Annotated in this window: 22 protein-coding genes and 1 pseudogene; 9 read left to right on the forward strand and 14 right to left on the reverse strand. The window is 68.3% G+C overall.

The genetic code is table 11. The annotated features are described in order from the left end of the window. The first annotated feature begins 11 nt into the window (after window positions 1–11). The 3 genes from qcrA (at window position 12) to NVV95_RS01590 (ending at window position 4,336) form a co-directional block, all read left to right on the forward strand. Window positions 12–1,082 carry a cytochrome bc1 complex Rieske iron-sulfur subunit gene (qcrA, locus tag NVV95_RS01580; RefSeq protein WP_259484783.1) on the forward strand — a complete coding sequence of 357 codons (1,071 nt, stop codon included), beginning with the start codon at window positions 12–14 and terminating at the stop codon, window positions 1,080–1,082. Next, the gene (qcrB, locus tag NVV95_RS01585) at window positions 1,079–2,779 is read left to right on the forward strand and encodes a cytochrome bc1 complex cytochrome b subunit (RefSeq protein WP_259484784.1); all 1,701 of its coding nucleotides are present in this window, start codon (window positions 1,079–1,081) and stop codon (window positions 2,777–2,779) included. Before qcrA ends, qcrB begins: the two co-directional genes overlap by 4 nt. 216 nt (window positions 2,780–2,995) lie before the next feature. After that, a complete protein-coding gene (locus NVV95_RS01590; protein ID WP_259484785.1) occupies window positions 2,996–4,336 on the forward strand; it encodes a cell wall-binding repeat-containing protein in 1,341 nt (446 codons plus the stop codon). 236 nt (window positions 4,337–4,572) lie between these two features. Here the strand turns inward: NVV95_RS01590 and NVV95_RS01595 are convergent, their stop codons facing one another. From NVV95_RS01595 to NVV95_RS01615, 5 genes are all read right to left on the reverse strand, one after another. After that, complete coding sequence (locus NVV95_RS01595; protein ID WP_259484786.1) at window positions 4,573–4,992, reverse strand: cytochrome c oxidase subunit 4; 420 nt, start codon at window positions 4,990–4,992, stop codon at window positions 4,573–4,575. A gap of 4 nt (window positions 4,993–4,996) precedes the next feature. Continuing rightward, window positions 4,997–6,745 (reverse strand): aa3-type cytochrome oxidase subunit I, encoded by a 1,749-nt coding sequence (ctaD, locus tag NVV95_RS01600; protein ID WP_259484787.1) that lies wholly within the window; start codon window positions 6,743–6,745, stop codon window positions 4,997–4,999. 9 nt (window positions 6,746–6,754) lie between these two features. Continuing rightward, window positions 6,755–7,627, reverse strand: a complete 873-nt coding sequence (gene ctaC, locus NVV95_RS01605; RefSeq protein WP_259484788.1) for an aa3-type cytochrome oxidase subunit II — start codon at window positions 7,625–7,627, stop codon at window positions 6,755–6,757. Window positions 7,628–7,811: 184 nt separating this feature from the next. Next, window positions 7,812–8,177 (reverse strand): iron-sulfur cluster insertion protein ErpA, encoded by a 366-nt coding sequence (gene erpA, locus NVV95_RS01610; RefSeq protein WP_259484789.1) that lies wholly within the window; start codon window positions 8,175–8,177, stop codon window positions 7,812–7,814. Between the two features lie 61 nt (window positions 8,178–8,238). After that, a complete protein-coding gene (locus NVV95_RS01615) occupies window positions 8,239–9,693 on the reverse strand; it encodes a dipeptidase (RefSeq protein WP_259484790.1) in 1,455 nt (484 codons plus the stop codon). 36 nt (window positions 9,694–9,729) lie between these two features. On the opposite strand from NVV95_RS01615, the gene NVV95_RS01620 reads away from it, so the two are divergent. Continuing rightward, window positions 9,730–10,308 carry a DUF3043 domain-containing protein gene (locus NVV95_RS01620; protein ID WP_259484791.1) on the forward strand — a complete coding sequence of 193 codons (579 nt, stop codon included), beginning with the start codon at window positions 9,730–9,732 and terminating at the stop codon, window positions 10,306–10,308. A gap of 36 nt (window positions 10,309–10,344) precedes the next feature. On the opposite strand, the gene NVV95_RS01625 is transcribed toward NVV95_RS01620, so the two are convergent. The 4 genes from NVV95_RS01625 to dnaE form a co-directional block, all read right to left on the reverse strand. Further along, on the reverse strand, window positions 10,345–11,376 hold the full coding sequence (locus NVV95_RS01625) for a quinone-dependent dihydroorotate dehydrogenase (RefSeq protein WP_259484792.1): 1,032 nt from the start codon (window positions 11,374–11,376) through the stop codon (window positions 10,345–10,347). Then, complete coding sequence (nrdR, locus tag NVV95_RS01630) at window positions 11,373–11,864, reverse strand: transcriptional regulator NrdR (protein ID WP_259484793.1); 492 nt, start codon at window positions 11,862–11,864, stop codon at window positions 11,373–11,375. The genes NVV95_RS01625 and nrdR overlap by 4 nt, the downstream gene beginning before the upstream one ends. Before the next feature lie 94 nt (window positions 11,865–11,958). Beyond that, complete coding sequence (gene hisD / locus NVV95_RS01635; protein WP_259484794.1) at window positions 11,959–13,272, reverse strand: histidinol dehydrogenase; 1,314 nt, start codon at window positions 13,270–13,272, stop codon at window positions 11,959–11,961. 49 nt (window positions 13,273–13,321) lie between these two features. Next, window positions 13,322–16,783, reverse strand: a complete 3,462-nt coding sequence (gene dnaE / locus NVV95_RS01640) for a DNA polymerase III subunit alpha (RefSeq protein ID WP_375163776.1) — start codon at window positions 16,781–16,783, stop codon at window positions 13,322–13,324. A 233-nt stretch (window positions 16,784–17,016) separates the two neighbouring features. Here dnaE and NVV95_RS01645 point away from each other — a divergent pair, with 233 nt between their 5' ends. The 5 genes from NVV95_RS01645 to NVV95_RS01665 are packed head-to-tail and all read left to right on the forward strand — an operon-like array spanning window position 17,017 to window position 21,221. Next, complete coding sequence (locus NVV95_RS01645; protein ID WP_259484796.1) at window positions 17,017–17,871, forward strand: MetQ/NlpA family ABC transporter substrate-binding protein; 855 nt, start codon at window positions 17,017–17,019, stop codon at window positions 17,869–17,871. Next, window positions 17,859–18,908: a methionine ABC transporter ATP-binding protein gene (locus NVV95_RS01650; protein WP_259484797.1), complete on the forward strand. Its 1,050-nt coding sequence runs from the start codon at window positions 17,859–17,861 to the stop codon at window positions 18,906–18,908. Before NVV95_RS01645 ends, NVV95_RS01650 begins: the two co-directional genes overlap by 13 nt. After that, complete coding sequence (locus tag NVV95_RS01655) at window positions 18,905–19,573, forward strand: methionine ABC transporter permease (protein WP_259484798.1); 669 nt, start codon at window positions 18,905–18,907, stop codon at window positions 19,571–19,573. The genes NVV95_RS01650 and NVV95_RS01655 overlap by 4 nt, the downstream gene beginning before the upstream one ends. Before the next feature lie 2 nt (window positions 19,574–19,575). Beyond that, window positions 19,576–20,748: a pyridoxal phosphate-dependent aminotransferase gene (locus NVV95_RS01660; RefSeq protein WP_259484799.1), complete on the forward strand. Its 1,173-nt coding sequence runs from the start codon at window positions 19,576–19,578 to the stop codon at window positions 20,746–20,748. Beyond that, window positions 20,748–21,221 carry an S-ribosylhomocysteine lyase gene (locus NVV95_RS01665; RefSeq protein ID WP_259484800.1) on the forward strand — a complete coding sequence of 158 codons (474 nt, stop codon included), beginning with the start codon at window positions 20,748–20,750 and terminating at the stop codon, window positions 21,219–21,221. The genes NVV95_RS01660 and NVV95_RS01665 overlap by 1 nt, the downstream gene beginning before the upstream one ends. A 10-nt stretch (window positions 21,222–21,231) precedes the next feature. Here the strand turns inward: NVV95_RS01665 and NVV95_RS01670 are convergent, their stop codons facing one another. The 5 genes and pseudogenes from NVV95_RS01670 to NVV95_RS18505 all read right to left on the reverse strand — a co-directional run. Next, window positions 21,232–21,399, reverse strand: coding sequence for a hypothetical protein (locus NVV95_RS01670; protein ID WP_259484801.1), 168 nt, complete (start codon window positions 21,397–21,399; stop codon window positions 21,232–21,234). A gap of 77 nt (window positions 21,400–21,476) precedes the next feature. Continuing rightward, window positions 21,477–22,610: a substrate-binding domain-containing protein gene (locus NVV95_RS01675; protein ID WP_259484802.1), complete on the reverse strand. Its 1,134-nt coding sequence runs from the start codon at window positions 22,608–22,610 to the stop codon at window positions 21,477–21,479. Window positions 22,611–22,671: 61 nt separating this feature from the next. After that, window positions 22,672–23,883, reverse strand: coding sequence for a multiple monosaccharide ABC transporter permease (gene mmsB / locus NVV95_RS01680; RefSeq protein ID WP_259484803.1), 1,212 nt, complete (start codon window positions 23,881–23,883; stop codon window positions 22,672–22,674). Continuing rightward, window positions 23,873–24,697 (reverse strand): ATP-binding cassette domain-containing protein, encoded by an 825-nt coding sequence (locus NVV95_RS18500; RefSeq protein WP_445727688.1) that lies wholly within the window; start codon window positions 24,695–24,697, stop codon window positions 23,873–23,875. The genes mmsB and NVV95_RS18500 overlap by 11 nt, the downstream gene beginning before the upstream one ends. A gap of 210 nt (window positions 24,698–24,907) precedes the next feature. Further along, a pseudogene (locus tag NVV95_RS18505) lies at window positions 24,908–25,366 on the reverse strand (ATP-binding cassette domain-containing protein); the annotation flags it as partial. Window positions 25,367–25,524 lie beyond the last annotated feature (158 nt).

Below are 25,524 nucleotides of genomic sequence, written 5' to 3' on the forward strand. Positions count from 1 at the left end.
AGGGATACACAATGGCACATGACGAGGTGAGCGGCATCGACTCAGCCGCCTCCGATTCGTCGGCCGTCGAGACGAGTCATCGCACTCCGGCGGGTACAGCGGTCATTGGCTCCGACGTGGAGAACCCCGGCGAGCCGCCGCACCGCGCGCGCGTCACCGATCTCGACCCGGCGAAGGCCAAGCACGCCGACCGCACGGTCTACACGCTGTTCTACCTCTCGATCGCGGGCAGCATCTTCGCCCTCGCGGCCTACATGGCCTTCCCGATCGAAGACGGCGACCCCGTCGCGCTGCGGCTGAACACCCTCTTCATCGGCCTCGGTTCGGCCCTCGCGCTCTTCGGCATCGGCCTCGCGGCCGTGCACTGGGGCAAGGCGCTGATGGTCGACAAGGAGGGCATCGACATCCGTCACCCCGTTCGGGGCACCGACGAGACGCGTGCCCGAGCGGTCGAGATCTTCGACCAGGCCGACAAGGAGTCGGGCTTCGGTCGACGCACCCTCATCCGGAACAGCCTGATCGGCGCCATCATCGCCTTCCCGCTGCCCGGCCTCGTGCTCTTCCGCGGCCTCGGCCCGCAGAACCAAGACCCCGTCGAACTGCTCAGCCACACCATGTGGAAGAAGGGCTCGCGGCTCACGCTCGACCCGAGCGGCATCCCGGTCAAGGCGTCCGACATCACGATCGGATCGGTGTTCCACATCATCCCCGAGGGCCTGAACGAGCGCGAAGACCTGCTCGAGCAGAAGGCGAAGGCCGCGGTGCTGCTCATGCGCCTCGACCCCTCCGACCTCAATATCAGCCCGGAGCGCGAGGGCTGGTCGTACGACGGCATCGTCGCGTACTCCAAGATCTGCACGCACGTCGGATGCCCGGTGGCACTCTACGAGCAGCAGACCCATCACCTCCTCTGCCCCTGCCACCAGTCGACCTTCGACGTGGTGAACGAGGCCAAGGTGATCTTCGGCCCGGCCAAGCGGCCGCTGCCCCAGCTGCCCATCGAGGTCGACTCGGAGGGCTACCTCGTGGCTCAGAGCGACTTCCACGAGCCCGTCGGACCTAGTTTCTGGGAGCGTTCATGACCAGCATCATCGAGAGGCCAGAGGCTGAGGCCCCGGCCACTCCGAAGAAGGGCGGCGGCATCACCGGCGCCGCCGCGAACTACCTCGACGAGCGCACCAGCATCTCGGCGGTCGTCAAGGAGTTCGGTCGCAAGATCTTCCCCGACCACTGGTCGTTCATGCTCGGCGAGGTGGCGCTCTACAGCTTCGTCGTCATCATCCTCTCGGGCACCTTCCTGACGTTCTTCTTCCAGGCCTCGATGGTCGAGACGCACTACGAGGGCGCCTTCGTGCCGCTCAAGGGCGTCGAGATGTCGGCCGCCATGGACTCGGCGCTGCACATCTCGTTCGACGTGCGCGGTGGCCTCCTGGTCCGTCAGATCCACCACTGGGCGGCGCTGCTGTTCATCGCGTCCATCGGCCTGCACATGCTGCGCGTGTTCTTCACGGGCGCGTTCCGCAAGCCGCGTGAGCTGAACTGGATGATCGGCTTCGTGCTGTTCGTGCTGGCGATGGCCGAGGGCTTCACCGGGTACTCGCTCCCCGACGACCTGCTCTCGGGCAACGGCCTCCGCATCATCGACGGCCTGATCAAGGGCATGCCGGTCATCGGCACCTGGACGTCGTTCCTGCTGTTCGGCGGCGAGTTCCCGGGCACCTCGATCGTGGGCCGCCTCTACACGCTGCACATCCTGCTGCTGCCGGCCATCCTGGTCGCATTCCTGGCGCTGCACCTGGTGTTCGTCGTGGTACACAAGCACACCCAGTTCGCCGGCCCCGGCCGCACCGAGAAGAACGTGATCGGCTACCCGATCCTCCCCGTCTACGCGGCGAAGGCCGGTGGCTTCTTCTTCCTGGTGTTCGGTGTCATCGCGCTGATGGCGTCGTTCTTCACGATCAACCCGATCTGGAACTACGGACCGTACGACCCCTCCCCCGTGTCGGCCGGTACCCAGCCCGACTGGTACATCGGCTTCGCCGACGGCGCCCTGCGGCTCATCCCGCCGGGACTGGAGTTCGTGTGGCTCAACCACACCTGGTCGTTCAACATCATCATCCCCGTGATCGCGCTGGTGCTGCTGCTCTTGTTCGTCTTCATCTACCCCTTCGTCGAGGGCTGGGTCACGGGCGACAAGCGCGAGCACCACATCCTCGACCGCCCGCGCAACGCCCCCACCCGCACCGCCATCGGCGCGGCCGGCGTCACCTTCTACGCGGCGCTCTGGGCGGCGGCCTCCTCCGACCTCATGGCGACGCACTTCCAGCTCTCCATCGAGGGTGTCATCCACGTCGTCCAGGCGTGGGCGGTGCTCGGCCCGTTCATCGCGTACTTCATCACGAAGCGCGTGTGCATCGGCCTGATGAAGAAGGACCGCGAGATCGTGCTGCACGGCTACGAGTCGGGCCGCATCGTCCGCCTCCCGGGCGGCGAATACATCGAGGTGCACGAGCAGCTCGACGACTACGAGCGCTGGAAGCTGGTCGACTACGAGTCGTTCGAGCCGATCATGCTGCGCCCCAACTCGCGCGGCAAGATCACCCCGACGATGCGCCTGCGCTCGGCCATGTCGAACTGGTTCTTCGAGGACCGCATCGCCCCGGCCTCCCGCACCGAGCTCGAGGCGGCCCACGGCCACGGCCACGCCGACGCCGTCACCTCCGGCACCCCGGCCCGCGGCCAGCTCGAAGACCCGACCGGCGGCAACACGCACCACTGACGCCCGCTGCCCGCTGGCTCCCGCCCGCGCCGCCGCACCGCCCAGCGCCCGTCCCTCCCCAGGGGCGGGCGCTTCGCGTTGCCGTGACCATTGCGCGGTGTGCACCGGCGCTCGTGCTGCTCACCCGGAAGACCGAGTGAGTATCGATTGCTCGTACCACTCCGCGCCTGTGGTGGGTGACGCTAGCGTCATAACTCTCTACAGAAGGCACTCGACATGATTCAGATATCTCCCAGCCCCGCAACACGGCGCGCGCCGCTTGTCGCGCTGATGACAGTGGCGGCGATAGCGATCGGCAGCGTGTTCGCGACACCGCTCACGGCCTCGGCCACTCCGGCCACCACGCCGGTTCCGGCCGGCACACCTGACGTGGGCCTGACCTACTGCGCACCAGCGATCGTCGAGCTCGGCAGCGCAGTCGACTTCGACGCCTCCGATTCCGAGCAGACGAGCGGCTTCACTGTGACCATCAGTGAGGGTTCGCTGCCCGACGGGCTCACGATCCGACCCGTCACTGGTCTCGCGTATCGCATCTCCGGTACGGCTGCAAAGCTCGGCGCGTTCCGGTACACCATGCACTTCACCAACGGGATTCACTCGGGCGACCGCACGTGCGCCGTCGACGTCGTCCCGGTCGGCTCCAAGGTCGAGCGCATCGCCGGCGACGACCGGTATGCCACCGGCCTCGCCGTCGCCGGCAGAGTCGATCCCGACACCGCTCCGCTCGTCTACGTCGCAAGCGGCGAGAACTACCCCGACGCCCTGAGCGCGGCCGCGATCGCCGCACAGCGCGGCGCTCCGCTCATTCTGACCCCGCGTTCGAGTATCCCTGAATCCGTCTACGGCGCCATCTACAAGTACGCGCCGAGAGACATTGTCGTGGTAGGAGGCACCAACGCCGTTTCCACGAGTGTGGAGACACTCCTGCGGGCGATCCCGAGCGTCTCGAGCATCACGCGCATCGGCGGAGCGGATCGCTTCGAGGTGTCCCGCAACCTCATCACCCATCCGACTTTCGGCGCCAAGCCGTCCGCGGCCGTCTCCGTGGTCACTGGAAATCGCTTCCCTGACGCGCTCAGCGCGACTCCTCCGTCGGGCCGCGACACCATCCCGGTCCTCCTGGTCAACGGTGACGCCAGCTCGCTGACGGCGAACGAGAAATCCCTGCTGACGACCAGAGAGGTGACGTCCGCGACGCTGTTCGGCGGAGAAGACACCGTCTCCACGGGCATCGCGAATGACATCAAGAAGATCGCCGCGACCGTGAACCGCATCGACGGCAGCGACCGGTTCGTCACCTCGGCGAACGTCGCGAAGTCCGCCTATCCAGGTCACATCGACACTGTGTACCTTGCAACGGGTGAGAACTTCCCCGACGCACTCTCCGGCGGCGTTCTCGCTGCCATCGAGAAAGCGCCGATCCTCCTGACGCGCAGAACGTGCATGGCCTCCGAAGTGGCCGACGAAGTACGGGCACTCACGCCGAAGCGGATCGTGCTCCTCGGTGGCCAGAACGTCCTCGACGCGACGCTGGAGAACCTGCCGGTCTGCAGCTGATAAGACCACCAGACGAAGAGCCTGCTCGCCCCTCGATGGCCGAGCAGGCTCTTTGCTGTGCGGCCGCCACCCCCGTGAGGCGGAAGCAGGCGGCCGTCGTACCGCTGGACAACCTGGGACTCACCGCCGTTCCAAAGCACCACGCATCGGCCGTGGACGCCAGATGGCGAATGCCCTCCCTGGCACGCAGAAGGCCCGCCCCCGGAGGGGCGGGCCTTCGTAGCGTGGGTGGGACGTCAGCGGGCGAAGTAGCCGCGGTAGTACTCGTAGGTCCAGCCGACGACGGCCACGAGCACGAGGGCGCCGGCCAGGAAGCAGATCCAGAAGCCGACCGCGAGGCCGAGCATCAGGAGGGCGCCGCCACCCGCGAGGATGATGGGCCACCAGCTCCAGGGGCTGTAGAAGCCGATCTCGGGGTCGCCGTCGTCGATGTTGGCGTCGAGGCGGTCTTCCGGGAGCTCCGCGCCCTGGGCCTTGTGCACGCGGCTCAGGTAGAAGGCGAGGAACGCCGACAGCACGGCCGTGAGGCTGATCGCCACGGTGCCGACCCACTCGAGCTGGCCGTCGTACCAGATCAGTGACCACACGGTGTAGGCCGTGGCGGCCAGCACCATGAAGACGGTCAGGATCCAGAAGAGGTTGGTATTGGCTCTCATGGGTCTACTTCACCTTGTCGTTCACGATGTCGTACGTGGGGGCGTCGGGGGCGTCTTTCGCCGGGCCCACACCGACCGGGATGCCGGCCTCGGGGTGGTTGAGGTCGAACGCCGGCGACTCCGAACGGATGCGCGGGATCGAGGTGAAGTTGTGCCGCGGGGGCGGGCACGACGTCGCCCACTCGAGTGAGCGGCCGTAGCCCCAGGGGTCGTTCACCGTGACCTTCGGCGCCTTGCGGGCCGTGATGTACACGTTCAGGAAGAACGGGATGAGCGAGGCGGCGAGGATGAACGATCCGATGGTGGAGAGCTGGTTCATCCAGGTGAAGCCGTCTTCGGGCTGGTAGGTCGCGTACCGTCGCGGCATACCCATGACGCCCAGCCAGTGCTGGATGAGGAACGTCGTGTGGAAGCCGATGAACAGCAGCCAGAAGTGCCAGTGGCCGAGACGCTCGTTGAGCATCTTGCCCGTCCACTTGGGCCACCAGAAGTAGAAGCCTGAGAACATCGCGAACACCACGGTGCCGAACACCACGTAGTGGAAGTGCGCCACCACGAAGTAGGTGTCGGAGACGTGGAAGTCGAGCGGCGGGGAGGCGAGGATGACACCCGTGAGGCCACCGAAGGTGAAGGTGATCAGGAAGCCGATCGCCCAGACCATCGGGGTCTCGAACGTCACCGAGCCGCGCCACATGGTGCCGACCCAGTTGAAGATCTTCACACCCGTCGGCACCGCGATGAGCATCGTCATCAGGGCGAAGAACGGCAGCAGCACCGAGCCGGTGACGTACATGTGGTGCGCCCAGACCGTGACCGACAGGGCGGCGATCGAGATCGTCGCGTAGATCAGGGTCTTGTAGCCGAAGATCGGCTTACGGCTGAACACCGGGAAGACCTCGGACACGATGCCGAAGAACGGCAGCGCGATGATGTACACCTCGGGGTGACCGAAGAACCAGAACAGGTGCTGCCAGAGCAGCACGCCGCCGTTGGCCGCGTCGTAGATGTGGGCCCCGAAGACGCGGTCGGCGCCGAGGGCGAAGAGCGCGGCGGCGAGCACCGGGAAGGCCATCAGCACGAGGATCGACGTCACCAGGATGTTCCAGGTGAAGATCGGCATGCGGAACATGGTCATGCCGGGGGCGCGCATCGTGATGATCGTGGTGATGAAGTTCACGCCACCGAGGATGGTGCCGAAGCCCGACAGGCCGAGGCCGAAGACCCAGAGGTTTCCGCCGTCACCCGGTGTGAACGTCGTCGACGACAGCGGCGCGTAGGCGAACCAGCCGAACGAGGCGGCGCCCTGCGGGGTGAGGAAGCCGGAGACCGCGATCAGCGAGCCGAACAGGAACAGCCAGAACGCGAAGGCGTTCAGCCGCGGGAACGCCACGTCGGGCGCGCCGATCTGCAGCGGCATGATCACGTTGGCGAAGCCCGCGAACAGCGGCGTCGCGAACATGAGCAGCATGATCGTGCCGTGCATGGTGAAGAGCTGGTTGTACTGGTCTTTCGTCTGCAGCAGCTCGAGACCGGGCTCGAACAGCTGGGCGCGGATGACCAGGGCCATCACGCCACCCAGGCAGAAGAAAAGGAACGACGCGATCAGGTACATGTACCCGATGGTCTTGTGGTCGGTGGAGGTGATCCACTTGACCAGGATGTTGCCCTTGCGCCCGACCGTCTTGGACGGCGTCGGGGTGGGCGCCGGGAGACCGGCGCCGCCTGCGGGCGCAACGTCGATGGTTGCAGTCATGACGCGTTCCTACTCTTCTTCGTGCGCGGGCTCGCCGATGCCCGGGAGGTTCTGGTTGCGGTCGTACTCGTGACCGAGCTGGCCCTCGTTGCCGGCGGCACGGAGGGACTCGATGTAGCTGTCGTACTCCTGCTGCGAGACGACCTTGACGTTGAAGAGCATCATCGAGTGGTACTCGCCGCACAGCTCGGCGCATTTGCCGGTGTACGTGCCCTCCTTCTCGGGGGTGACGTACATGTAGTTCGTCTTGCCGGGCAGCATGTCCTTCTTGTAGAGGAAGTCGATGACCCAGAAGGAGTGGATGACGTCGCGCGACTCGAGCTGGATCTCGATCTGCTTGCCCACGGGCAGGTAGAGGGTCGGGATCTCGGACTCGACGAGGTTGCCGTTGTCGTCGTCAGGGTCGTCCTGACCCTGGACACCGGCGTAGTAGACGTCGTCGTTGGTGTAGTTGAAGTCCCACGCCCACTGCTTGCCGAACACCTGGATGGTGTAGTCGGGCTTCTCGTAGGCCTGCTCGATCGCGCTCTGATCGCGGGCGGTGAAGGCGAAGAAGCCGAGCACCAGGATGAGCGGCACGACCGTGTAGAAGATCTCGATCGGCATGTTGTAGCGCAGCTGCGCGGGCAGACCGGTCTGGCCCTTGCGGCGACGGTAGACGACGATCGCCCAGATCGTGAGACCCCAGGTGAGCACACCCACGATGAGGAGCACGATCCACGACGTGACCCAGAGGCCGATGACGCGGTCGACGTTGTTCGTGGTGCCGGGCTCGGTGGGAAGCCAGCCTTGGAGCTGGTCCTGCGTGCAGCCGGCGAGAACAACGGACATTAGCGCCGCGATAGGGATCGCGGCCCATCGGAGACGTCGGTTAGAGCGCACCAGAGACCTTTCGGGAAGCTACACCATCAGTGTATTTGACCTTCTCCTAGCCTACTGTGTCGATTTACCGGTCGGAGCCACAGCCACCCCGCACCGAGGGGTGCTAGGGCGCGAAAAAGGGGCCGTCCCGGTATGGAACGGCCCCTTCTCGGATGCGCGTGGATCTGTGCGCCCGGCGTGGCGACTAGTGGAACGAGTCTCCGCAGGCGCAGCTGCCCGAGGCGTTCGGGTTGTCGATGGTGAAGCCCTGCTTCTGGATGGTGTCTTCGAAGTCGATGGTGGCGCCCTCGAGGTAGGGGACGCTCATCTTGTCGACGATGACCTCGACGCCGTCGAAGTCGACCGCCGCGTCGCCGTCGAGCATGCGCTCGTCGAAGTACAGCTGGTAGATCAGCCCCGAGCAGCCGCCGGGCTGCACGGCCACGCGCAGGCGCAGGTCGTCACGACCCTCTTGCTCGAGCAGGTTCTTGACCTTGGTGGCGGCGGTGTCGGTGAGACCGACCTTGTGCGCCGGCGCCTCGACGTCAGTCGTCAGGATCGTGTCGCTCATGTGCACTCCTTAGTGATCGGAAGTATGGGGAAAGTCTAACTGCGGAAACCCGAGGGGCGGCTCAGGAATTCCCGCCGCGCCCGTCGAGCCTCAGCAGCAGCAGCGCCTCGGTCTGGATGGCCCGCTTGAACACGCCGAGATGCAGCGACTCGTTCGGGCTGTGCGCCCGCGTGTTCGGGTCTTCGACCCCGGTGACCAGGATCTGGGCGGAGGGGAACACCCGGGCGAGGTCGGAGATGAACGGGATCGACCCGCCGATGCCGGCCTCGACGGGCTCGGCACCCCAGGCGTCGCGCATCGCGTCTTTCGCGGCGGTGACGGCCCAGCCCGAGGTGTCAACGAGGAACGGGTCGCCCGTGTCGACGTCGTCGATGGCGATGTGCGCACCGAACGGCACGTGAGCGTGGATGTGGCGCTCGATGGCCTCGAAGGCCTGCTGGGCGGGCTGGCCCGGCGCGATGCGGGCGCTGATGCGCACCGACACGCTCGGGATGAGCGTGTTGGACGCGTTGGCGACCGAGGGCGCGTCGATGCCCGTGACCGTGACGGTCGGCTTCGCCCAGAGGCGCGACAGCACCGAGCCGCTGCCGAGCGGCGTGACGCCCTCGAGCAGCCCCGCGTCGTCGCGCAGCGTCTCCTCGCTGTAGGCGGGAGCGTCGATCTCGCGGCCTTCGAGCCCCTCGACCGCGACCGCGCCCGAGTCGTCGTGGAAGGACGCGAGCAGGCGCACCGCGGCGATCATCGCGTCGGGTGCCGCCCCGCCGAACATGCCGGAGTGCGAGGCGTGCGCCAGCGTCGACACCGTGAGCCGGAAGGTCACGTTGCCGCGCAGGCTCACGGTGAGGGAGGGCGTCTCCGCATCCCAGTTGTCGGAGTCGGCCACCACGATGACGTCGGCCGCGAGCTTCTCGCGGTGCGCCTCGAGGAAGTTCGCGAAGGAGCGGGAGCCGAACTCCTCCTCCCCCTCGATGAAGAGCACGAGGCCGAGGTCGAAGTCGGGGCCGGCGACCTCGGTGAGGGCGCGGATGGCCGACAGGTGCGACTCGACCCCCGCCTTGTCATCTGCCGCGCCGCGCCCGTAGAGGCGGTCGCCCCGCACGGTGGGCTCGAACGGCGGCGACTCCCACTCCTCGTCGCGCCCGGGGGGTTGCACGTCGTGGTGCGCGTAGAGCAGCACGGTGGGCCGGCCGTTGCGGGCGGCCCTGGTGGCCAGCACGGCCGGCTGGCCGAGCTCGCCCGGCTGCCCGTCGCCGCCCGCCATCGGCGCGCGGAGGATCTCGACCGACTCGAACACGCCCGTGGCCCGCGCGTGCCCCGCGACGGCCTCGGCGCTGGCGGCCACGTGGGCCGGGTCGAACGCCGACCAGGAGACGGACGGGATGCGCACCAGCGCACTCAGTTCGGCGATGCTCGCGGGGAGCGCGAGCCGCACCGCCTCGACGACGGCGGCCTCGCGGTCGGTGAGTTCGGCGGGCCGGGCATTCTGAGGCAATGAGGAGTCTGGAGCGTCTGTCATGAAGGTAATCTTAAGAGACCGACGAACGAGGACACCGTGGCCAGAAAAAGCAGTGCAGCAGAACCCGTGATCGAGGCTCCTGTGGAGGAGCAGACCGGATCGGGCAAGGGGCACGCGACGCCGACCCGCAAGGAGCGCGAAGCGGCCAACAAGCGACCGCTGGTTCCGAACGACCGCAAAGAAGCGACGAAAGACGCCCGCCGCCGCCAGCAGGAGCTGCGCGAGCGCGCCCGCGTCGGCATGGCGAACGGCGACGAGAAGTACCTGCCGCTGCGCGACAAGGGCCCGCAGCGCCGGTACGTGCGCGACTACATCGACGCCCGGTTCAACCTCGGCGAGTTCATCATCCCGGCGATGTTCGTGGTCATCCTGCTGACCCTCGTGCCCGCCCCCGAGCTGCAGGCCGGCGTGATGCTCGGCCTCTACGCCTTCGTGCTGATCGTCATCGCCGACTGCGTGTTCGTGAACTTCCGGCTGATGAAGAAGCTCCGCGCCAAGTTCGGCCCCGAGAACGTCGAGCGCGGCCTGCGCTGGTACGCCACGATGCGCGCCCTGCAGTTCCGTCGCCTGCGTCTGCCGAAGCCGCAGGTCAAGCGCGGCGAGTTCCCCAAGTAGGGCGCACCCGGCACGACCCGGGCCGGCGCGACGGGCTCAGGCCCGCGACAGGCCGCGATTGATCTCGCGCGCCCAGAGCGGCCCGCGGTACAGGAACGCGGTGTACCCCTGCACGAGCGTCGCCCCGGCGTCGAGCCGGGCCCGCACGTCGGCCGCGGTCTCCACTCCCCCGACCGAGATGACGCACATCGTCGCCGGCACGACCGAGCGGATGCTCCGCAGCACCTCGAGCGAGCGCGCCGCCAGCGGCGCCCCCGACAGCCCGCCGGCCCCCGCGGCCTCGACCACGGCCGATGGGGTGCGAAGGCCCGACCGCGAGATGGTGGTGTTGGTGGCGATGATGCCGTCGAGCCCCAGCTCCACGGCGAGCGAGGCGATCTTCGCCACCTCGTCGTCGGTGAGGTCGGGCGCGATCTTGACGAGCAGCGGGGTCGAACTCGCCTCGCCCTTCACGGCCGAGAGCAGCGGTCGCAGCCGGTCGAGCTCCTGCAGGCCGCGGAGACCGGGCGTGTTGGGCGAGCTCACGTTCACGACCAGGTAGTCGGCCATGGGCGCAAGCGCCCGCGTGCTCTCGAGGTAGTCGTCGACCGCGTCGTCGACGTCGACGACCCGGCTCTTGCCGATGTTGACCCCGATGACGGGCCGCGGATGCTCGGCGGAGCGCACCCGCGCCAGCCGCAGCGCCGCCGCAGCCGCCCCGTGGTTGTTGAAGCCCATGCGGTTGATCACGGCCCGGTCGGCGATCAGCCGGAACAGCCGCGGCCGGGGATTGCCCGGCTGGGCCCTGGACGTGATGGTACCGACCTCGACGTGGCCGAAGCCCAGGGCGCCGAAGCCCCGGATGCCCTTCGCGTCTTTGTCGAAGCCGGCCGCGAGGCCGAACGGCGTGGGGAAGCGCAGGCCCAGGGCCTCGACCGAGATGTCGGAGGCCGGCCGGGTGAACCGGCCCACGAGCTTCTCGAGCCCCACCCGCGGGATGGCCTCGATGACCGAGAACGCGAGGTGGTGGGCGGTCTCCGGATCGAGCTTCGACAGCACGTGCCGGAAGAGCAGGCCGTAAGCGCTCACTCGCCCGTGCGAGCGACGTCGCCCCCGGCCGCGGCGGCCTGCTCGTGCTCCACCCGGAGCAGGGTGATGGCCGCCTCGAAGTCGTCGAGGGAGTCGAAGCCCTGGTAGACGCTGGCGAAGCGCAGGTAGGCCACCTCGTCGAGCTCGCGCAGCGGCTGCAGGATGGCCAGACCGATGTCGTTCGCCTCGATCTGCGCGGCGCCGCTCAGCCGCACCGTCTCCTCGACGCGCTGCGCGAGCACCGCGAGGTCGCTGTCGGTGACCGGGCGGCCCTGGCAGGCCTTGCGCACACCGCTCACGATCTTCTCGCGGCTGAACGGCTCGACCACGCCCGAGCGCTTGATCACGCTGAGAGAGGCGGTCTCGGTGGTGCTGAAGCGTCGGCCGCAGTCGGGGCACTGACGGCGGCGGCGGATGGCGAGGCCGTCGTCGGTCGTGCGCGAGTCGACCACGCGGGAGTCGGGGTAGCGGCAGTAAGGGCAGTACATGGCCCCTCCAGGGTACCGGCTCGCACGGGCATCCGGCCGTCACCGCGCACGCCTGGGGAGAACATCGCCCGCCCCCGGCGCGGTGCAGGAGTGGTTACTCCGACCGGGTGAACCGCGCCGTGACGGCCTCGCCGTGAGCCGGCAGGTTCTCGGCCTCGGCCAGGGCGACGATGCGATCGGCGACCTCGCGCAGCGCGGTCGACGAGTAGCGGATGACCTGCTGCGGCCGGAGGAAGGTGTACGCCCCGAGCCCCGACGAGAACCGCGACTGCCCGCCCGTCGGCAGCACGTGGTTCGACCCAGCGAGGTAGTCGCCGAGGCTCACCGGGGAGTAGGCGCCCACGAAGATGGCGCCGGCGTTCGTCAGGAGGGCGAGCACCGCATCCGGATCGGCCACCTGCACCTCGAGGTGCTCGGGGCCGTAGGCGTTGCTGAAGGACGCGGCCAGCTCGATCGAGTCGACCAGCACCACGGCGGACTGCGGTCCGTCGAGGGCGACGGCCACGCGCTCGGCGTGCTTCGTCGACGCGGCCACGGCGTCCAGCTGCGCGAGCACGGCGTCGGCCAACGCCGGCGAATCGGTGACGAGCACCGCCGCGGCGAGCTCGTCGTGCTCGGCCTGGCTCACCAGGTCGGCGGCGACGAAGGCCGGGTCGGCGGTGCCGTCGGCGACGATCAGGATCTCGGTGGGACCCGCCTCCGAGTCGATGCCGACCACGCCGCGCACCACCCGCTTCGCGGCCGCGACGTAGACGTTGCCCGGGCCGGTGATGACCTGCACCGGGTCGAGCCCGATCTCGTCGACGCCGTGGGCGAGGGCGCCGATCGCACCCGCTCCCCCGATGGCGTAGACCTCGGTGACGCCGAGCAGCCCGGCCGCGGCGAGGATCGTCGGGTGCACGCGCCCACCGAACTCGCGCTGCGGCGGGGAGGCGATGGCGATCGATCCGACGCCGGCGAGCTGGGCCGGCACGGTGTTCATCACGACGCTCGAGGGGTAGACGGCCTTGCCGCCCGGCACGTAGAGCCCCACGCGGTCGACCGGCTGCCAGCGCTGCTGCACGAGGGCGCCGTCGGCCAGCTCGGTGGTCCGGGCATCCGGGATCTGGGCCGCGGTGGCCTGGCGCACCCGCACGATCGCCTCGTCGAGGGCGGCGCGCACGGCGGGGTCGAGCCCGGCGACCGCTTCGTCGATGTGCTGCTGCGGCACCCGCACGTGCTCGGGTTCGACGCCGTCGAAGCGGCGGGCCTGGTCGCGGAGGGCGACGAGACCGTCGTTCCGCACGGCCTCGACGAGGGCCGCGGCGGCCTCGTGGGCCACCGAGACGTCGGTGTCGGCGCGCGGAACGAGCTGCACGAACTCGGATCGGGTGGGGGTCTGGCCGCGGAGGTCAATCGTTCGGATCATGGCCCTGCCAGCCTACCGGCGAGCGGACGACCCGGAACGGCCCGGGCCGCTACACGAGACAGTTCGGCCCGAGCAGCGACTTCAGCTCGCCGTACAGATCGGCCGTGACGCGCACCTGGTAGGGCACCTCGAACACCCGCACGTTGTCGCTCTTCATCAGCCTGAGGCGCACCTCGGTGTCGCCGGCGTGCCGGATGAGCACGTCGTTCAGCGCCTGCACCGTGTCGGTGGTGGCCCGCGTCTCGGCGAGCGAGATGTGCAGCGGCCCCGAGCCGCCCACCTGCGACAGCGCCGGCTGGAACAGGCTGTAGGCGTGCAGGTTCATGCCGTCGTCGCGCATCGAGACCCGGCCGCGCACCACCACGATGGCGTCGTTGGTGAGCGCCGGCCCGAACTCCTGGTAGGTCTTGCCCATGAACATCGCGGTGATCTCGCCGCCGAAGTCCTCGACCGTGATCATGCCGTACTGGTTGCCCGACTGCTTGGCCACGCGGTGCTGAACACTCGTGATGAGCCCGGCCACCGTGACCTGGTCGCCGTCGTTCACGTGGTCCGACTCGAGCAGGTCCAGGATGCCCGTGGACGCGTGCTTCGCCAGCTCGGCCTCGAGGCCGGCCAACGGGTGGTCGCTGACGTAGAGGCCGAGCATGTCGCGCTCGAACGCGAGCTTGTCGCGCTTCGCCCACTCGGGGCGCACCGGGATGTCGTGGACCTCCTCCGGCGCGTCCCACAGCGAGTCGAAGTCGAAGCCCACCTGGCCGTTGGCCTCGTTGCGCTTCTGCGACACGGCGTTGTCGATCAGGCCCTCGTGCACCTCGATCAGCGAGCGCCGGGTGTTGCCGAGGGAGTCGAACGCACCCGCCTTGATCAGCGACTCGATCGTGCGCTTGTTCGTCGCGCCCAGCGGGATCTTCTTCAGGAAGTCGCCGAAGGAGGTGAAGGCCCCCTTCTCCTCGCGGGCCTGCTTGATCAGCTCGACGACGTTCATGCCCACGTTCCGCACCGCACCCATGCCGAAGCGGATGTCGGTGCCGACGGCGGTGAAGAAGCCGATCGACTCGTTGACGTCGGGCGGCAGCACCTTGATGCCCATGCGGCGGCACTCGGAGAGGTACACCGCCATCTTGTCCTTCGAGTCGCCGACGCTCGTGAGGAGGGCGGCCATGTACTCGGCGGGGTAGTGGATCTTGAGATAGGCGGTCCAGTACGAGATGACACCGTAGGCGGCCGAGTGCGCCTTGTTGAAGGCGTAGTCGGAGAAGGGCAGCAGGATGTCCCACAGCGTCTTGACGGCGGCCTCGGAGTAACCGTTGTCGTGCATCCCCTTGGAGAAGCCCTCGTACTGCTTGTCGAGCTCGCTCTTCTTCTTCTTGCCCATCGCGCGGCGCAGCAGGTCGGCCTGGGCGAGCGTGAAGCCGGCCAGCTTCTGCGCGATCGACATCACCTGCTCCTGGTAGACGATCAGGCCGTAGGTGCCGCCGAGCACCTCGCGCAGGGGCTCCTCGAGCTCGGGGTGGATCGGGGTGATCGGCTGGATGCCGTTCTTGCGGAGCGCGTAGTTCGTGTGCGAATCGGCGCCCATCGGGCCCGGGCGGTAGAGGGCGAGCACCGCCGAGATGTCTTCGAAGTTGTCGGGCTTCATCAGCCGGAGAAGCCCTCGCATGGGCCCGCCGTCGAGCTGGAAGACGCCGAGCGTATCGCCGCGGGCGAGCAGTTCGTAGGACGGCTTGTCGTCGAGCGACAGGTCTTCGAGCACGAGGTCCTCGCCCCGGTTCGCGCGGATGTTGTCGAGCGCGTCGTCGATGATGGTGAGGTTTCTGAGCCCCAGGAAGTCCATCTTGATCAGGCCGAGCGACTCGGCGGCCGGGTAGTCGAACTGCGTGACGATCTGACCGTCCTGCTCCCGCTTCATGATCGGGATGATGTCGATCAGCGGGTCGCTCGACATGATGACGCCGGCCGCGTGAACGCCCCATTGGCGCTTGAGATTCTCGATGCCGAGGGCCGTGTCGAAGACCGTGCGGGCCTCCGGGTCCATCTCGATCACCGTGCGGATGTCGACGGCCTCCTTGTAGCGCGGGTGCGCCTTGTCGAAGATGCCGCTGAGCGGGATGTCCTTGCCCATGATGGGCGGGGGCATCGCCTTGGTGAGCTTCTCCCCCATGCTGAAGGGGAAGCCGAGCACCCGACCGGAGTCTTTGAGGGCTTGCTTCGCCTTGATCGTGCCGTAGGTGACGATCTGCGCAACGCGCTCGTCGCCGTACTTCTCGGTGACGTACTTGATGACCTCGCCGCGGCGCCGGTCGTCGAAGTCGACGTCGAAGTCGGGCATGGAGACGCGGTCGGGGTTGAGGAATCGCTCGAAGATCAGCCCGTGCACCAAGGGGTCGAGGTCGGTGATCTTCATGGCGTAGGCCGCCATCGAGCCGGCACCGGAGCCACGACCCGGGCCGACGCGGATGCCGTTGCGCTTGGACCAGTTGATGAAGTCGGCGACGACGAGGAAGTAGCCGGGGAACCCCATGCCCTTGATGACGCCGACCTCGTAGTCGGCGCGCTCGCGCACCTCCTGCGAGATGCCGTTCGGGTACCGCTCCTTGAGGCCGGCCTCGACCTCCTTCTCGAACCAGGTCGCCTCGGTCTCGCCCTCGGGCACCGGATAGCGCGGCATGTAGTTGGCGTTCGTGTCGAAGGCCACCTCGCACCGCTCGGCGATGAGCAGCGTGTTGTCGCAGGCGTCGGGGTAGTCGCGGAAGAGCTGCCGCATCTCGGCGGCCGACTTCAGGTAGAACTCGTCGGCGTCGAACTTGAACCGGTTCGGGTCGGACAGGGTCGAGCCCGACTGCACGCAGAGCAGCGCCGCGTGGCTCGTGGCGTCGTGGGCGTGGGTGTAGTGCAGGTCGTTCGTGGCGACGAGCTTGAGGTCGAGCTGCTTCGCCAGCCGCAGCAGGTCGGGCATGATGCGGCGCTCGATGTCGAGTCCGTGGTCCATGATCTCGGCGAAGAAGTTCTCGCGGCCGAAGATGTCGCGGAAGTCGCTCGCCGCCTTGACGGCCTCGTCGTACTGGCCGAGTCGCAGTCTCGTCTGGATCTCGCCGGACGGGCATCCGGTCGTCGCGATCAGGCCCTTGCCGTACTGGCTGAGGAGCTCCCGGTCCATGCGGGGCTTGAAGTAGTAGCCCTCAATGCTCGCCTTCGACGAGAGCCGGAACAGGTTGTGCATGCCCTCGGTCGACTCGCTGAGCAGCGTCATGTGGGTGTAGGCGCCCGCGCCCGACACGTCGTCTCCCCCGCCGTTGCCCCAGCGGATGCGCGTCTTGTCGGTGCGGTGGGTGCCGGGCGTGAGGTAGGCCTCGGTGCCGATGATCGGCTTGATGCCGGCCTCGGTGGCGGTCTTCCAGAAGTCGTAGGCGCCGAAGACGTTGCCGTGGTCGGTGACCGCGACGGCGGGCATGCCCTGCTCTTTCGCCGCCTCGATCAGGGGTTTCACGCGGGCCGCGCCATCCAGCATCGAGTATTCGCTGTGGACGTGCAGGTGCACGAAGGAGTCGTTCGAGGGCACTGATTCTCCGGCTGTCTCGGCGTGGGTTCCAAGTCTAAACGCCGCCCGCCCCGACCCGTCGGCGTGTCGCGGAGCACGTGTCGGGGCCGACTGTTGCGATATGTGACCCGCCGACTTCGGCAGGCGCTTACCGGCTGGCTAGCCTGGCTCCGCGGCTGCCGTACGCCGCAGAAGAGGTCATCATGAGAGCCGTTCGAATCGCCCTGCTGGGGGCGGCCACCGCCGCACTGCTGATCGGCACGACCGCGTGCAGCGCCGGCTCGAGCGGGAGCGAGCCGTCCGGCAGCACCGACGCAGCCGGGAAGACGGACATCTCGATCGGCTTCAACCCCGGCCCGTACAAGGAGATGTTCGACGGCGGCATCCTGCCGATCCTCGAGGTGGAGGGCTACACCGTCCAGGAGCAGGACTTCACCGACGGCATCGTGACGAACGTCGCGGTCGACCAGGGCGAGATCGACGCCAACATCATCCAGCACCCGGTGTACATGAACTTCGTGAACGGGCAGGAGGGCCTGAACAACGTGGCGCTCGTGCAGGTGCCGACGCCCCGGATGGGGCTGTTCGGCGGCAAGTCGACCTCCCTCGACGACGTGAAGCAGGGGGCGACCGTCACCGTGCCGAACGCCCCGTCGAACCTGTACCGGGGACTGCTCATCCTGCGCGACGCCGGACTGATCGACTTCGACGACGTCGAGGACCCCAACACCGCCGACCTGTCGATCATCACTGACAACCCGCACGAGCTGCAGATCACCCCGATCGAGAACGCGCAGCAGGTGCCCTCGCTGCAGGACGTCGACTACGCCACCATCCAGGGCAACTTCATCGTCGCCGGCGGCCTCGACTACGACGACGCGCTCGCCGTGGAGGACCAGCCCGTGGAGTTCTCGAACGTGGTGACGGTGCGCGAGGCCGACGTCGACTCCGACTGGGCCAAGGCCATCAAGGCCGCCTACGAGTCGCCCGAGTTCATCGACTACATCACCTCCGACCCGCAGTACGACGGGTACAACCTGCCCGAATGGTTCAATTGAGCCCTGCACCGGCCGCCGAGGGCGGAATCGTCTTCGAGGGCGTCTCGAAGACCTTCTCCCCCGACCGGAGATCGACGACGACCGCGCTGAAGGACGTGCACCTGGAGGTGCCGGCCGGCAGCGTGTTCGGGGTCATCGGCTACAGCGGCGCCGGGAAGTCGACGCTCATCCGGCTCGTCAACGGCCTCGAGCGGCCGAGCTCGGGCCGGGTGCTGGTGGACGGCATCGACATGGGTGCGCTGCGCGGCAAGAACCTGCGCGCGGCGCAGAAGCGCACCGGCATGATCTTCCAGCAGTTCAACCTGCTCGACACCGTGCGCGTGCGCGACAACGTGGCCATGCCGCTGCGCCTCGACGGGGTCGGCGCCGAGGCGGCCAGGGCCCGCGCCGACGAGGTGCTCGACTTCGTCGGACTCTCGGGCAAGGCGGGCAGCTTCGCGGGAGACCTGTCGGGCGGCCAGAAGCAGCGGGTCGGCATCGCGAGGGCCCTGGTTCGGAACCCCCGCATCCTGCTCTCCGACGAGGCGACCAGCGCGCTGGACCCGACGACGACCGCGCAGATCATCGACCTCTTGCGCAGCATCAACCGCGAGTACGGCACGACCGTGCTCGTGGTGACCCATGAGATGGACGTCATCAAGGATCTCGCCGACCGCGTCGCCGTGATGGCCGACGGCGGCATCGTAGAGGAGGGCCCGGTGCTCGACGTGTTCGTGCACCCCCGGTCTCCGATCACCCGGGACTTCGTGACCACCGTGGTGCCGCAGGGTCTGCCGCCGCGCGTCGTGGAGCACCTCGGCTCCGAGGGTCTGTGGCGGATGCTCCTCGTCGACGACGAGGTGACCCAGCCCCTGCTCTCGGACCTCATCACCACCTACGGCGTCTCGGTCAACATGCTGCACGCCGACATGACCTCCATCCAGGAGCACACCATCGGACAGCTGATCGTCAAGGTGACCGGCCCCGCCGAGCGGGTCGCGGCCGCCCGGGCCTTCCTGACCGAGCGGGTCGTGCAGCTCGAGGAGGTGCAGTCGTGACCGACGGGAAGTGGACCCTGATCACCCCCGAGCTCTTCCTGAAAGCGCTCGGCGAGACCCTGCAGATGCTCGGCGTCTCGCTCGTGCTCGGTTCGGTGCTCGGCGTCGTGATCGGCGCGGTGCTCGCTCTCACCCGCGCCGGCGGGGTGCTCGAGAACCGGCCGATCAGTCTCGGGCTCGCCGTGGTGGTGAACCTCGTGCGCTCGCTTCCGTTCATCATCCTGCTCGTCGCCATCCTCCCGTTCACGCGCCTGCTGGTGGGCACCAGCATCGGCGTCTGGGCTGCCATCGTGCCGCTCACCGTGATGATCGCGCCCTACATCGGCCGACTTGTGGAGAACTCGCTGCTCGAGGTGCCCCGTGGAGTGATCGAGGCGGCGCGATCGATGGGCGCCTCGCCGCTGCAGGTGTTCTGGCGCTTCATGCTGCCCGAGGCGCGCGGATCGCTCATCCTCGCGGTCACGATCGCCTCGGTCGGCCTGCTCGACGCGACCGCGATGGCGGGCACCGTCGGTGCGGGCGGCATCGGCGACCTCGCGCTCTCCTACGGCTACCAGCGCTACGACGGCTTCGCCATGGCGATCACCGTCGTGACCCTGATCGTGCTGGTGCAGGGCATCCAGTTGCTCGGCACGGTCGTCGCGCGCCGCTACCGGAGGCGCTGACCGTGGTCGACTTCACCCCCGCCGCGCGGGTGCAGGCGCTGCCGCCGAACTTCTGGGGCGTGATGGATCGCGAGATCCTGCGACTCTCGGCCGAGCCGGGCCCGCGCATGATCGACGTCTCGAAGGGCAACCCCGACCTGCCCACGCCCGAGCACATCGTGGCGGCGATGCAGCGCGAGGTCGCCGAGCCGGCCAACCACCGCTACCCGGCCTACGTGGGGCGGGCGGCGTTCCGGCACGCCGTGGCGAAGCGGTATCGCGACGACCACGGCGTCGAGATCGATCCGGATGCGCAGGTCGCGGTCTTCCACGGATCGCACGAGGCCATCATGGCCGCGGTGCTCTCGCACGTCGATCCGGGCGAGACCGTCGTGCTGCCCGATCCGGGCTATCCGATGTACACCTCGGCCACCGATCTTGCCGGCGGGCGGATCACGCCGCTGCCGCTCCTCGAACCCGGGTACCAGCCCGACTTCGCGGCCCTCTCGTCGCTGACCCGGGCATCCCTTCTGCTGCTGAACTACCCGAACAACCCCACCGGCGCGCTCGCGACCCCCGCGGCCTTCGCCGGGGCGATCGAGTTCGCGCACCGCACGGGGGCGGCGTTCGTGCACGACTTCGCCTACAGCTCGCTCGGCTTCGACGGGCGTGCGCCGCTCTCGGCCTTGGCGGTCGACCGCACGCTCGAGGTGACAGTCGAGGCGCGGACGCTGTCGAAGACCTACAGCATGGCGGGCTGGCGGATCGGCTTCGCCGTGGGCAACACCTCGCTGATCACGGCGATGAAGTCGTACCTGGCGCAGGCCTTCAGCACCATGTTCGGCGCCTCGCAGGAGGCGGCCGCGGTCGCGCTCGACGGCTCCCAGGAGGCAGCCCGGGAGCTGGTGCAGGTGTACCAGCGCCGCCGTGACCTCGTGGTGGCCGGACTGCGGCGCATCGGGTGGGCGGTGTCGGCGCCGGAGGGTACGTTCTTCGTGTGGGTGCGTCTGCCCGGCGAGCACCAGGACGCGATGGAGTTCGCCGCGCGGCTGCGCTCCGACGCGCGGGTGGCCGTGGCGCCCGGCGAGGGCTTCGGGCCCCGCGGGGCCGGGCACATCCGCATCGGTCTCGTCAGCGACGAGGCCACCCTGAACGAACTGATCGAACGCCTCGACGCGTTCACGAGGAGGACCTGATGGCCGAGATCGAGAGCTTCACCCTGGACCACACCGCCGTGCTGGCACCCTACGTGCGCCGCATCGGGGTCGAGCACGGGCCGGGCGGCGGCACCATCACCAACTTCGACGTTCGGCTGACCCAGCCGAACGTGCAGGAGATCCCGACCGCGGGCATCCACACCCTCGAGCACATGCTCGCCGGGCTGCTGCGCGACCGCATCGACGGCGTTATCGACATCTCGCCGTTCGGCTGCCGCACCGGGTTCCACCTGCTGATGTGGGGCGAGCCCGAGGTGGCCGACGTGGTCGCGGCGCTGACCTCGAGCCTGCGGTTCATCGCCGACGAGGCCGTCGAGTCCGACGTGCCGGCCGTCTCGGCACTGGAGTGCGGCAACTACCGCGACCACTCGCTGCACACCGCGCGGGAGTGGGCGAAGGTCGTGCTCGACGCGGGCATCAGCCTCGACGCCTTCCGCCGCGTCGGCGTCTAGCGCTCCCGCGTCACGACGGCTCCTGCGGGTCGGCCTCGTCGGCGATCGCGGCGACGAGAGCCGCGCCCCGCCCGAACGACCCGGTGCGAAAGACCGCGCGGGCGCCGTCGCCGACCACCCGCCAGTCCTCGGTGCCGGCGGACCGGCGAAACTCGCGCGGAGAGATCGCATCCGTCATCGTCCCGTCGTATCGCGCCCGCGCCCCCGGGGGAAGACCCGGGGGCGCGACGAGCGGGATCCGGAGAGAGCGGCGGCCTACAGCCCGAGCTCCTGCGCCGTGTAGAAGCCGCTGTCGACCAGCACCTCCTGCACGTTGTCCTTCGTGACGTTCACCACCGGCGAGAGTGTCGTCGGCACCTCGATCGCGTTGTTGTCGGTCGTGGTGTCGGGCTCCGGCCAGTCGCCGCCGTCGAGCACGTCGGAGACGATCGTCACCGCGCCGTTCGCCAGGGTGATGACGTCGATCCAGGCCGAGCTGTACTGCTCCCCCGCCAGGATCGACTTGATCGAGTCGAGCTCGCCGTCGCCACCGGGCAGCACCGGCCAGGCATCGGTGCCCGGCTGGATGCCCGAGGACTTCAGCGCCGCGATGACCCCGCGGGTCATGCCGTCGAACGGCACCCACACCGCGTCGAGCTTCGTGCCGTCGGAGTACGTCGAGGTGATGATGTTCTCCATCCGGCTCTGGGCGCCCTCGCCGGTCCAGTTCAGCGTCGAGGACTGGTCGAAGGTGCTCTGCCCCGAGGGGATGGTGAGCACGCCCTCGTCCACGTAGGGCTGGAGGGTCTCCTCGTAGCCGGCCCACATGTCGTAGGCCACCGAGTCGGTGGGGCTGCCGTTGACGATCTCGATCGAGAACGGTCCCTTCTCTCCGGTGGGGTTCCCGTCGGCGTCCTCCACACCGAGGGCCGAGAGGATCGAGTGGCCGCTCGCCGCACCGTACGCCTTGTAGTCGAACGTCGTGTAGTAGTCGACGGCGTCGGTGTCGGAGAGCAGCCGCGTGTACGACAGGATCGGGATGTCGGCCGCCTTGGCGTCGGCGAGCGGACCGCCGAGAGACTGCACGTCGACCGCCACGACGATGAGGGCGTTCACGCCCTGGGTGATCATGTCCTCCATCTGCTGCACCTGGGTAGGCGCGTCGTCGTTGGCGAACTGAACCGCGGTGTCGTAGCCGCGCTCCTCGAAGCCCTTCGTCATCGTGTCGGCCTCGATCTGCCAGCGCACGCTCTGCACGCCGGGCATCAGGATGCCCACGGTGCCGCCCGAGGCGCCCGCTCCGTCGTCGGCGCTGCAGCCGGTGAGCCCCACGGCGAGCGTGGCGGTCGCCACGGCCAGCCCCAGGAGCGTCCTGATCGTGGATCGTCGTCCACCTGATGTGAGTGCCATGGTGCTGTCCTCATTTCTCTTGGTTGTCCGGAGTTCTCGGAGGTCGGGGCTCGTCGTCGCCTCAGCGGCGGATGCGCCGGCCCTTGTTCCAGATGTCGAAGGCCACGAACAGCAGCACGACGACGCCGAGCACCGTCTGCTGCCACTGGGTGCCGAGGCCCATGATCGACATGCCGTTGTTGATGATGCCGATGGTGAGTCCACCGACGAGCGCACCGGCGATCGACCCCGTGCCGCCCGCGACGGCGGCGCCGCCCACGAACGCCGCGGCGATCGCCTCGAGCTCGAGCCCGGTGCCGCCGCCCGAGGTGGCGAGGTTCAGTCGCGCCGTGATGATCACGCCGGCGAGGGCGGCGAGCACGCCCATGTTGACGAACAGGAAGAAGTCGATCCGACGGTCCTTCACGCCCGACAACTGGGCGGTCTGCCGGTTGCTGCCGACGGCGTAGATGTGCCGGCCGATCACGGTGCGGGTCATCAGCACCGTGTAGCCGACCCCGAGCACCACGAGGATGATCAGCACGACCGGCAGCCCGCGGAAGCTGGCCAGCGAGTAGCTCAGCCAGAGGATCGCGGCCGAGACCACGACCAGTCCCGCGATGAAGTACACCGGGTTGCCCGGCTTCTCGCCGTGCCGCGTGCGGCGGCGACGCGAGACGATCTGCCAGCCGACGATGCCCGCCACGATCAGCACGCCGATGGCCAGGGTGAGCAGGTCGGGCCCCGACTCGGCACCCGTGCTGACGTACCCCGCCCCCAGGAAGACGAACGGCTCGGGCAGGTTGCCGATGTTCCGTGCCCCGATCAGGGCGATGGTGAGCCCGCGGAAGATGAGCATGCCGGCGAGGGTGACGATGAACGACGGCACCTTCGCGTAGGCCACCCAGAAGCCCTGGAAGGCCCCCGCCAGCCCACCGACCACGAGGCTCAGGATGAGCGCGATCCACCAGGGGACCTCGTACTGCACCATCAGGATCGCCGCGGCGGCTCCCGCGAAGCCCGCGATGGAGCCGACCGACAGGTCGATGTGCCCGCCGATGATCACCATCACCATGCCGATGGCGAGGATCAGGATGTAGCCGTTCTGCACGACCAGGTTGGAGATGTTCTGGTCGCGGAGCAGGATGCCCTTCGTGGTGAACGCGAACACCACCACCACCAGCACGAGCGCCACCGCCATGCTGTAACGGTTGAGGAACCGCGCACCCCGGGCGAACAGCGTCTCCCCCGGCTGGGCCGTCGTCGGCCTCGTCGTCGTTCCGCTAGTCGTCATCGCGTGTCCTCTCGAGGGTCATCAGCTCCATGAGCTTCTCGGGCGTGGCCTGGTCGATCGGGAGCTCCCCGGTGATCTCGCCCTCGCGCATGGCGACGATGCGGTCGCACACACCGAGCAGTTCGGGCAGCTCCGACGAGATGAAGACCACCGACTTCCCGCTGGCGGCGAGCTCTTGGATGATCGTGTAGATCTCGAATTTGGCGCCCACGTCGATGCCGCGGGTCGGCTCGTCGAGGATGAGAACCCGGGGGTCGGTGAAGATCCACCGGCTCAGCACGACCTTCTGCTGGTTGCCGCCCGAGAGCTGACCGACGGGGGCGAAGATGGAGGGCGTCTTGATGCGCATCGACCCCTTGAAGGCGTTCGCGGCGCCGATCTCCGCGTCCTCGTCGACGAATCCCCGACGACGCAGCCGCGGCAGGCTCGGCAGTGCGATGTTCTGCACGACGTCGTCGTCCAGGTGCAGACCGAGCGTCTTGCGGTCCTCGGTCACGTACGCGATGCCGGCGTCGATCGCCTTGCTGACGGTCGAGACGTCCCGCTTCACCCCGTCGACGAACACGTCACCCGAGAACCCCGAGCCGTAGGAGCGGCCGAACACGCTGAGCGCGAGCTCCGTGCGCCCGGCTCCCATCAGCCCGCAGATACCGACGATCTCGCCGGCGCGCGCGACCAGATGGGCGTCGCGCACCCGCCGCCTCGAGGGGTCGGCCGCATCCTGAACCGACCACGCCTCGACGCGGAGCACCTCGTCGCCGACGGTCTTCGGCAGCCGCTCGGGGAAGAGGTGGTTGATGTCGCGCCCGACCATGCCGCGGATGATCCGCGCCTGGGTGATCTCGGACTTCGGCAGCGTCTCGACCACGGCTCCGTCCCTGATCACCGTGACCCGGTCGGCGATCCGTTCGATCTCGTTGAGCTTGTGGCTGATGATGATGGAGGCGATGCCGCGCTGCTTGAGGTCGGCGATCAGCCCCAGCAGGTGCTCCGACTCCTCGTCGGTCAGCGCCGAGGTCGGCTCGTCCAGGATCAGGATGCGCACGTCCTTGCTGAAAGCCTTGGCGATCTCGACCAGCTGCTGCTTGCCGACGCTCAGGTCGCCGACGAGGGTCGACGGATTCTCGTGCAGGCCGACCATGGCGAGGAGCGCCGCTGCCCGGCGGCGCGTCTCCTCCCAGTCGATCAGCCCGAGCCGGCCGCGCACCTCGTTGCCGAGGTGGATGTTCTCGGCGATCGACATCGTGGACGTCAGCGCGAGCTCCTGGTGGATGATCACGATGCCGCGGTCCTCGCTCTGCGCGATCCCGGACATCTCGACGACCTCGCCGTCGAGCAGGATCTCACCGCTGAAGCTGCCGTGGGGATAGACGCCGCTGAGCACCTTCATCAGCGTCGACTTGCCCGCACCGTTCTCGCCGCAGACCGCCAGCACCTCGTCGCGGCGGAGGTCGATCGTCACGCCGTCGAGCGCCTTGATGCCCTGGAAGTCCTTCGTGATGCCGCGCATCACGAGTAGGTCTGTCGGCTCCATCGCCTCTGCTTCCCCCGGGTAGCTGTCCCGTATGGATGAACATGAACAGTCTCACTGAACACAAAGACGGCGGCGAAGTCAACCCTGAGTTCGAACGTTCATCGCCA

The sequence above is a fragment of the Herbiconiux gentiana genome, from assembly GCF_024978135.1.
GTDB classification, from domain to species: domain Bacteria; phylum Actinomycetota; class Actinomycetes; order Actinomycetales; family Microbacteriaceae; genus Herbiconiux; species Herbiconiux gentiana.

Bases quoted from the DNA above. Each gene is read 5' to 3' on its own strand.
- qcrA (WP_259484783.1), top strand. From the start codon at position 12: ATGGCACATGACGAGGTGAGCGGCATCGACTCAGCCGCCTCCGATTCG.
- qcrB (WP_259484784.1), top strand. From the start codon at position 1,079: ATGACCAGCATCATCGAGAGGCCAGAGGCTGAGGCCCCGGCCACTCCG.
- NVV95_RS01590 (WP_259484785.1), top strand. From the start codon at position 2,996: ATGATTCAGATATCTCCCAGCCCCGCAACACGGCGCGCGCCGCTTGTC.
- NVV95_RS01595 (WP_259484786.1), bottom strand. From the start codon at position 4,992: ATGAGAGCCAATACCAACCTCTTCTGGATCCTGACCGTCTTCATGGTG.
- ctaD (WP_259484787.1), bottom strand. From the start codon at position 6,745: ATGACTGCAACCATCGACGTTGCGCCCGCAGGCGGCGCCGGTCTCCCG.
- erpA (WP_259484789.1), bottom strand. From the start codon at position 8,177: ATGAGCGACACGATCCTGACGACTGACGTCGAGGCGCCGGCGCACAAG.
- NVV95_RS01615 (WP_259484790.1), bottom strand. From the start codon at position 9,693: ATGACAGACGCTCCAGACTCCTCATTGCCTCAGAATGCCCGGCCCGCC.
- nrdR (WP_259484793.1), bottom strand. From the start codon at position 11,864: ATGTACTGCCCTTACTGCCGCTACCCCGACTCCCGCGTGGTCGACTCG.
- hisD (WP_259484794.1), bottom strand. From the start codon at position 13,272: ATGATCCGAACGATTGACCTCCGCGGCCAGACCCCCACCCGATCCGAG.
- dnaE (WP_375163776.1), bottom strand. From the start codon at position 16,783: ATGCTGGATGGCGCGGCCCGCGTGAAACCCCTGATCGAGGCGGCGAAA.
- NVV95_RS01645 (WP_259484796.1), top strand. From the start codon at position 17,017: ATGAGAGCCGTTCGAATCGCCCTGCTGGGGGCGGCCACCGCCGCACTG.
- NVV95_RS01650 (WP_259484797.1), top strand. From the start codon at position 17,859: ATGGTTCAATTGAGCCCTGCACCGGCCGCCGAGGGCGGAATCGTCTTC.
- NVV95_RS01665 (WP_259484800.1), top strand. From the start codon at position 20,748: ATGGCCGAGATCGAGAGCTTCACCCTGGACCACACCGCCGTGCTGGCA.
- NVV95_RS01670 (WP_259484801.1), bottom strand. From the start codon at position 21,399: ATGACGGATGCGATCTCTCCGCGCGAGTTTCGCCGGTCCGCCGGCACC.
- NVV95_RS01675 (WP_259484802.1), bottom strand. From the start codon at position 22,610: ATGGCACTCACATCAGGTGGACGACGATCCACGATCAGGACGCTCCTG.
- mmsB (WP_259484803.1), bottom strand. From the start codon at position 23,883: ATGACGACTAGCGGAACGACGACGAGGCCGACGACGGCCCAGCCGGGG.
- NVV95_RS18500 (WP_445727688.1), bottom strand. From the start codon at position 24,697: ATGGTCGGGCGCGACATCAACCACCTCTTCCCCGAGCGGCTGCCGAAG.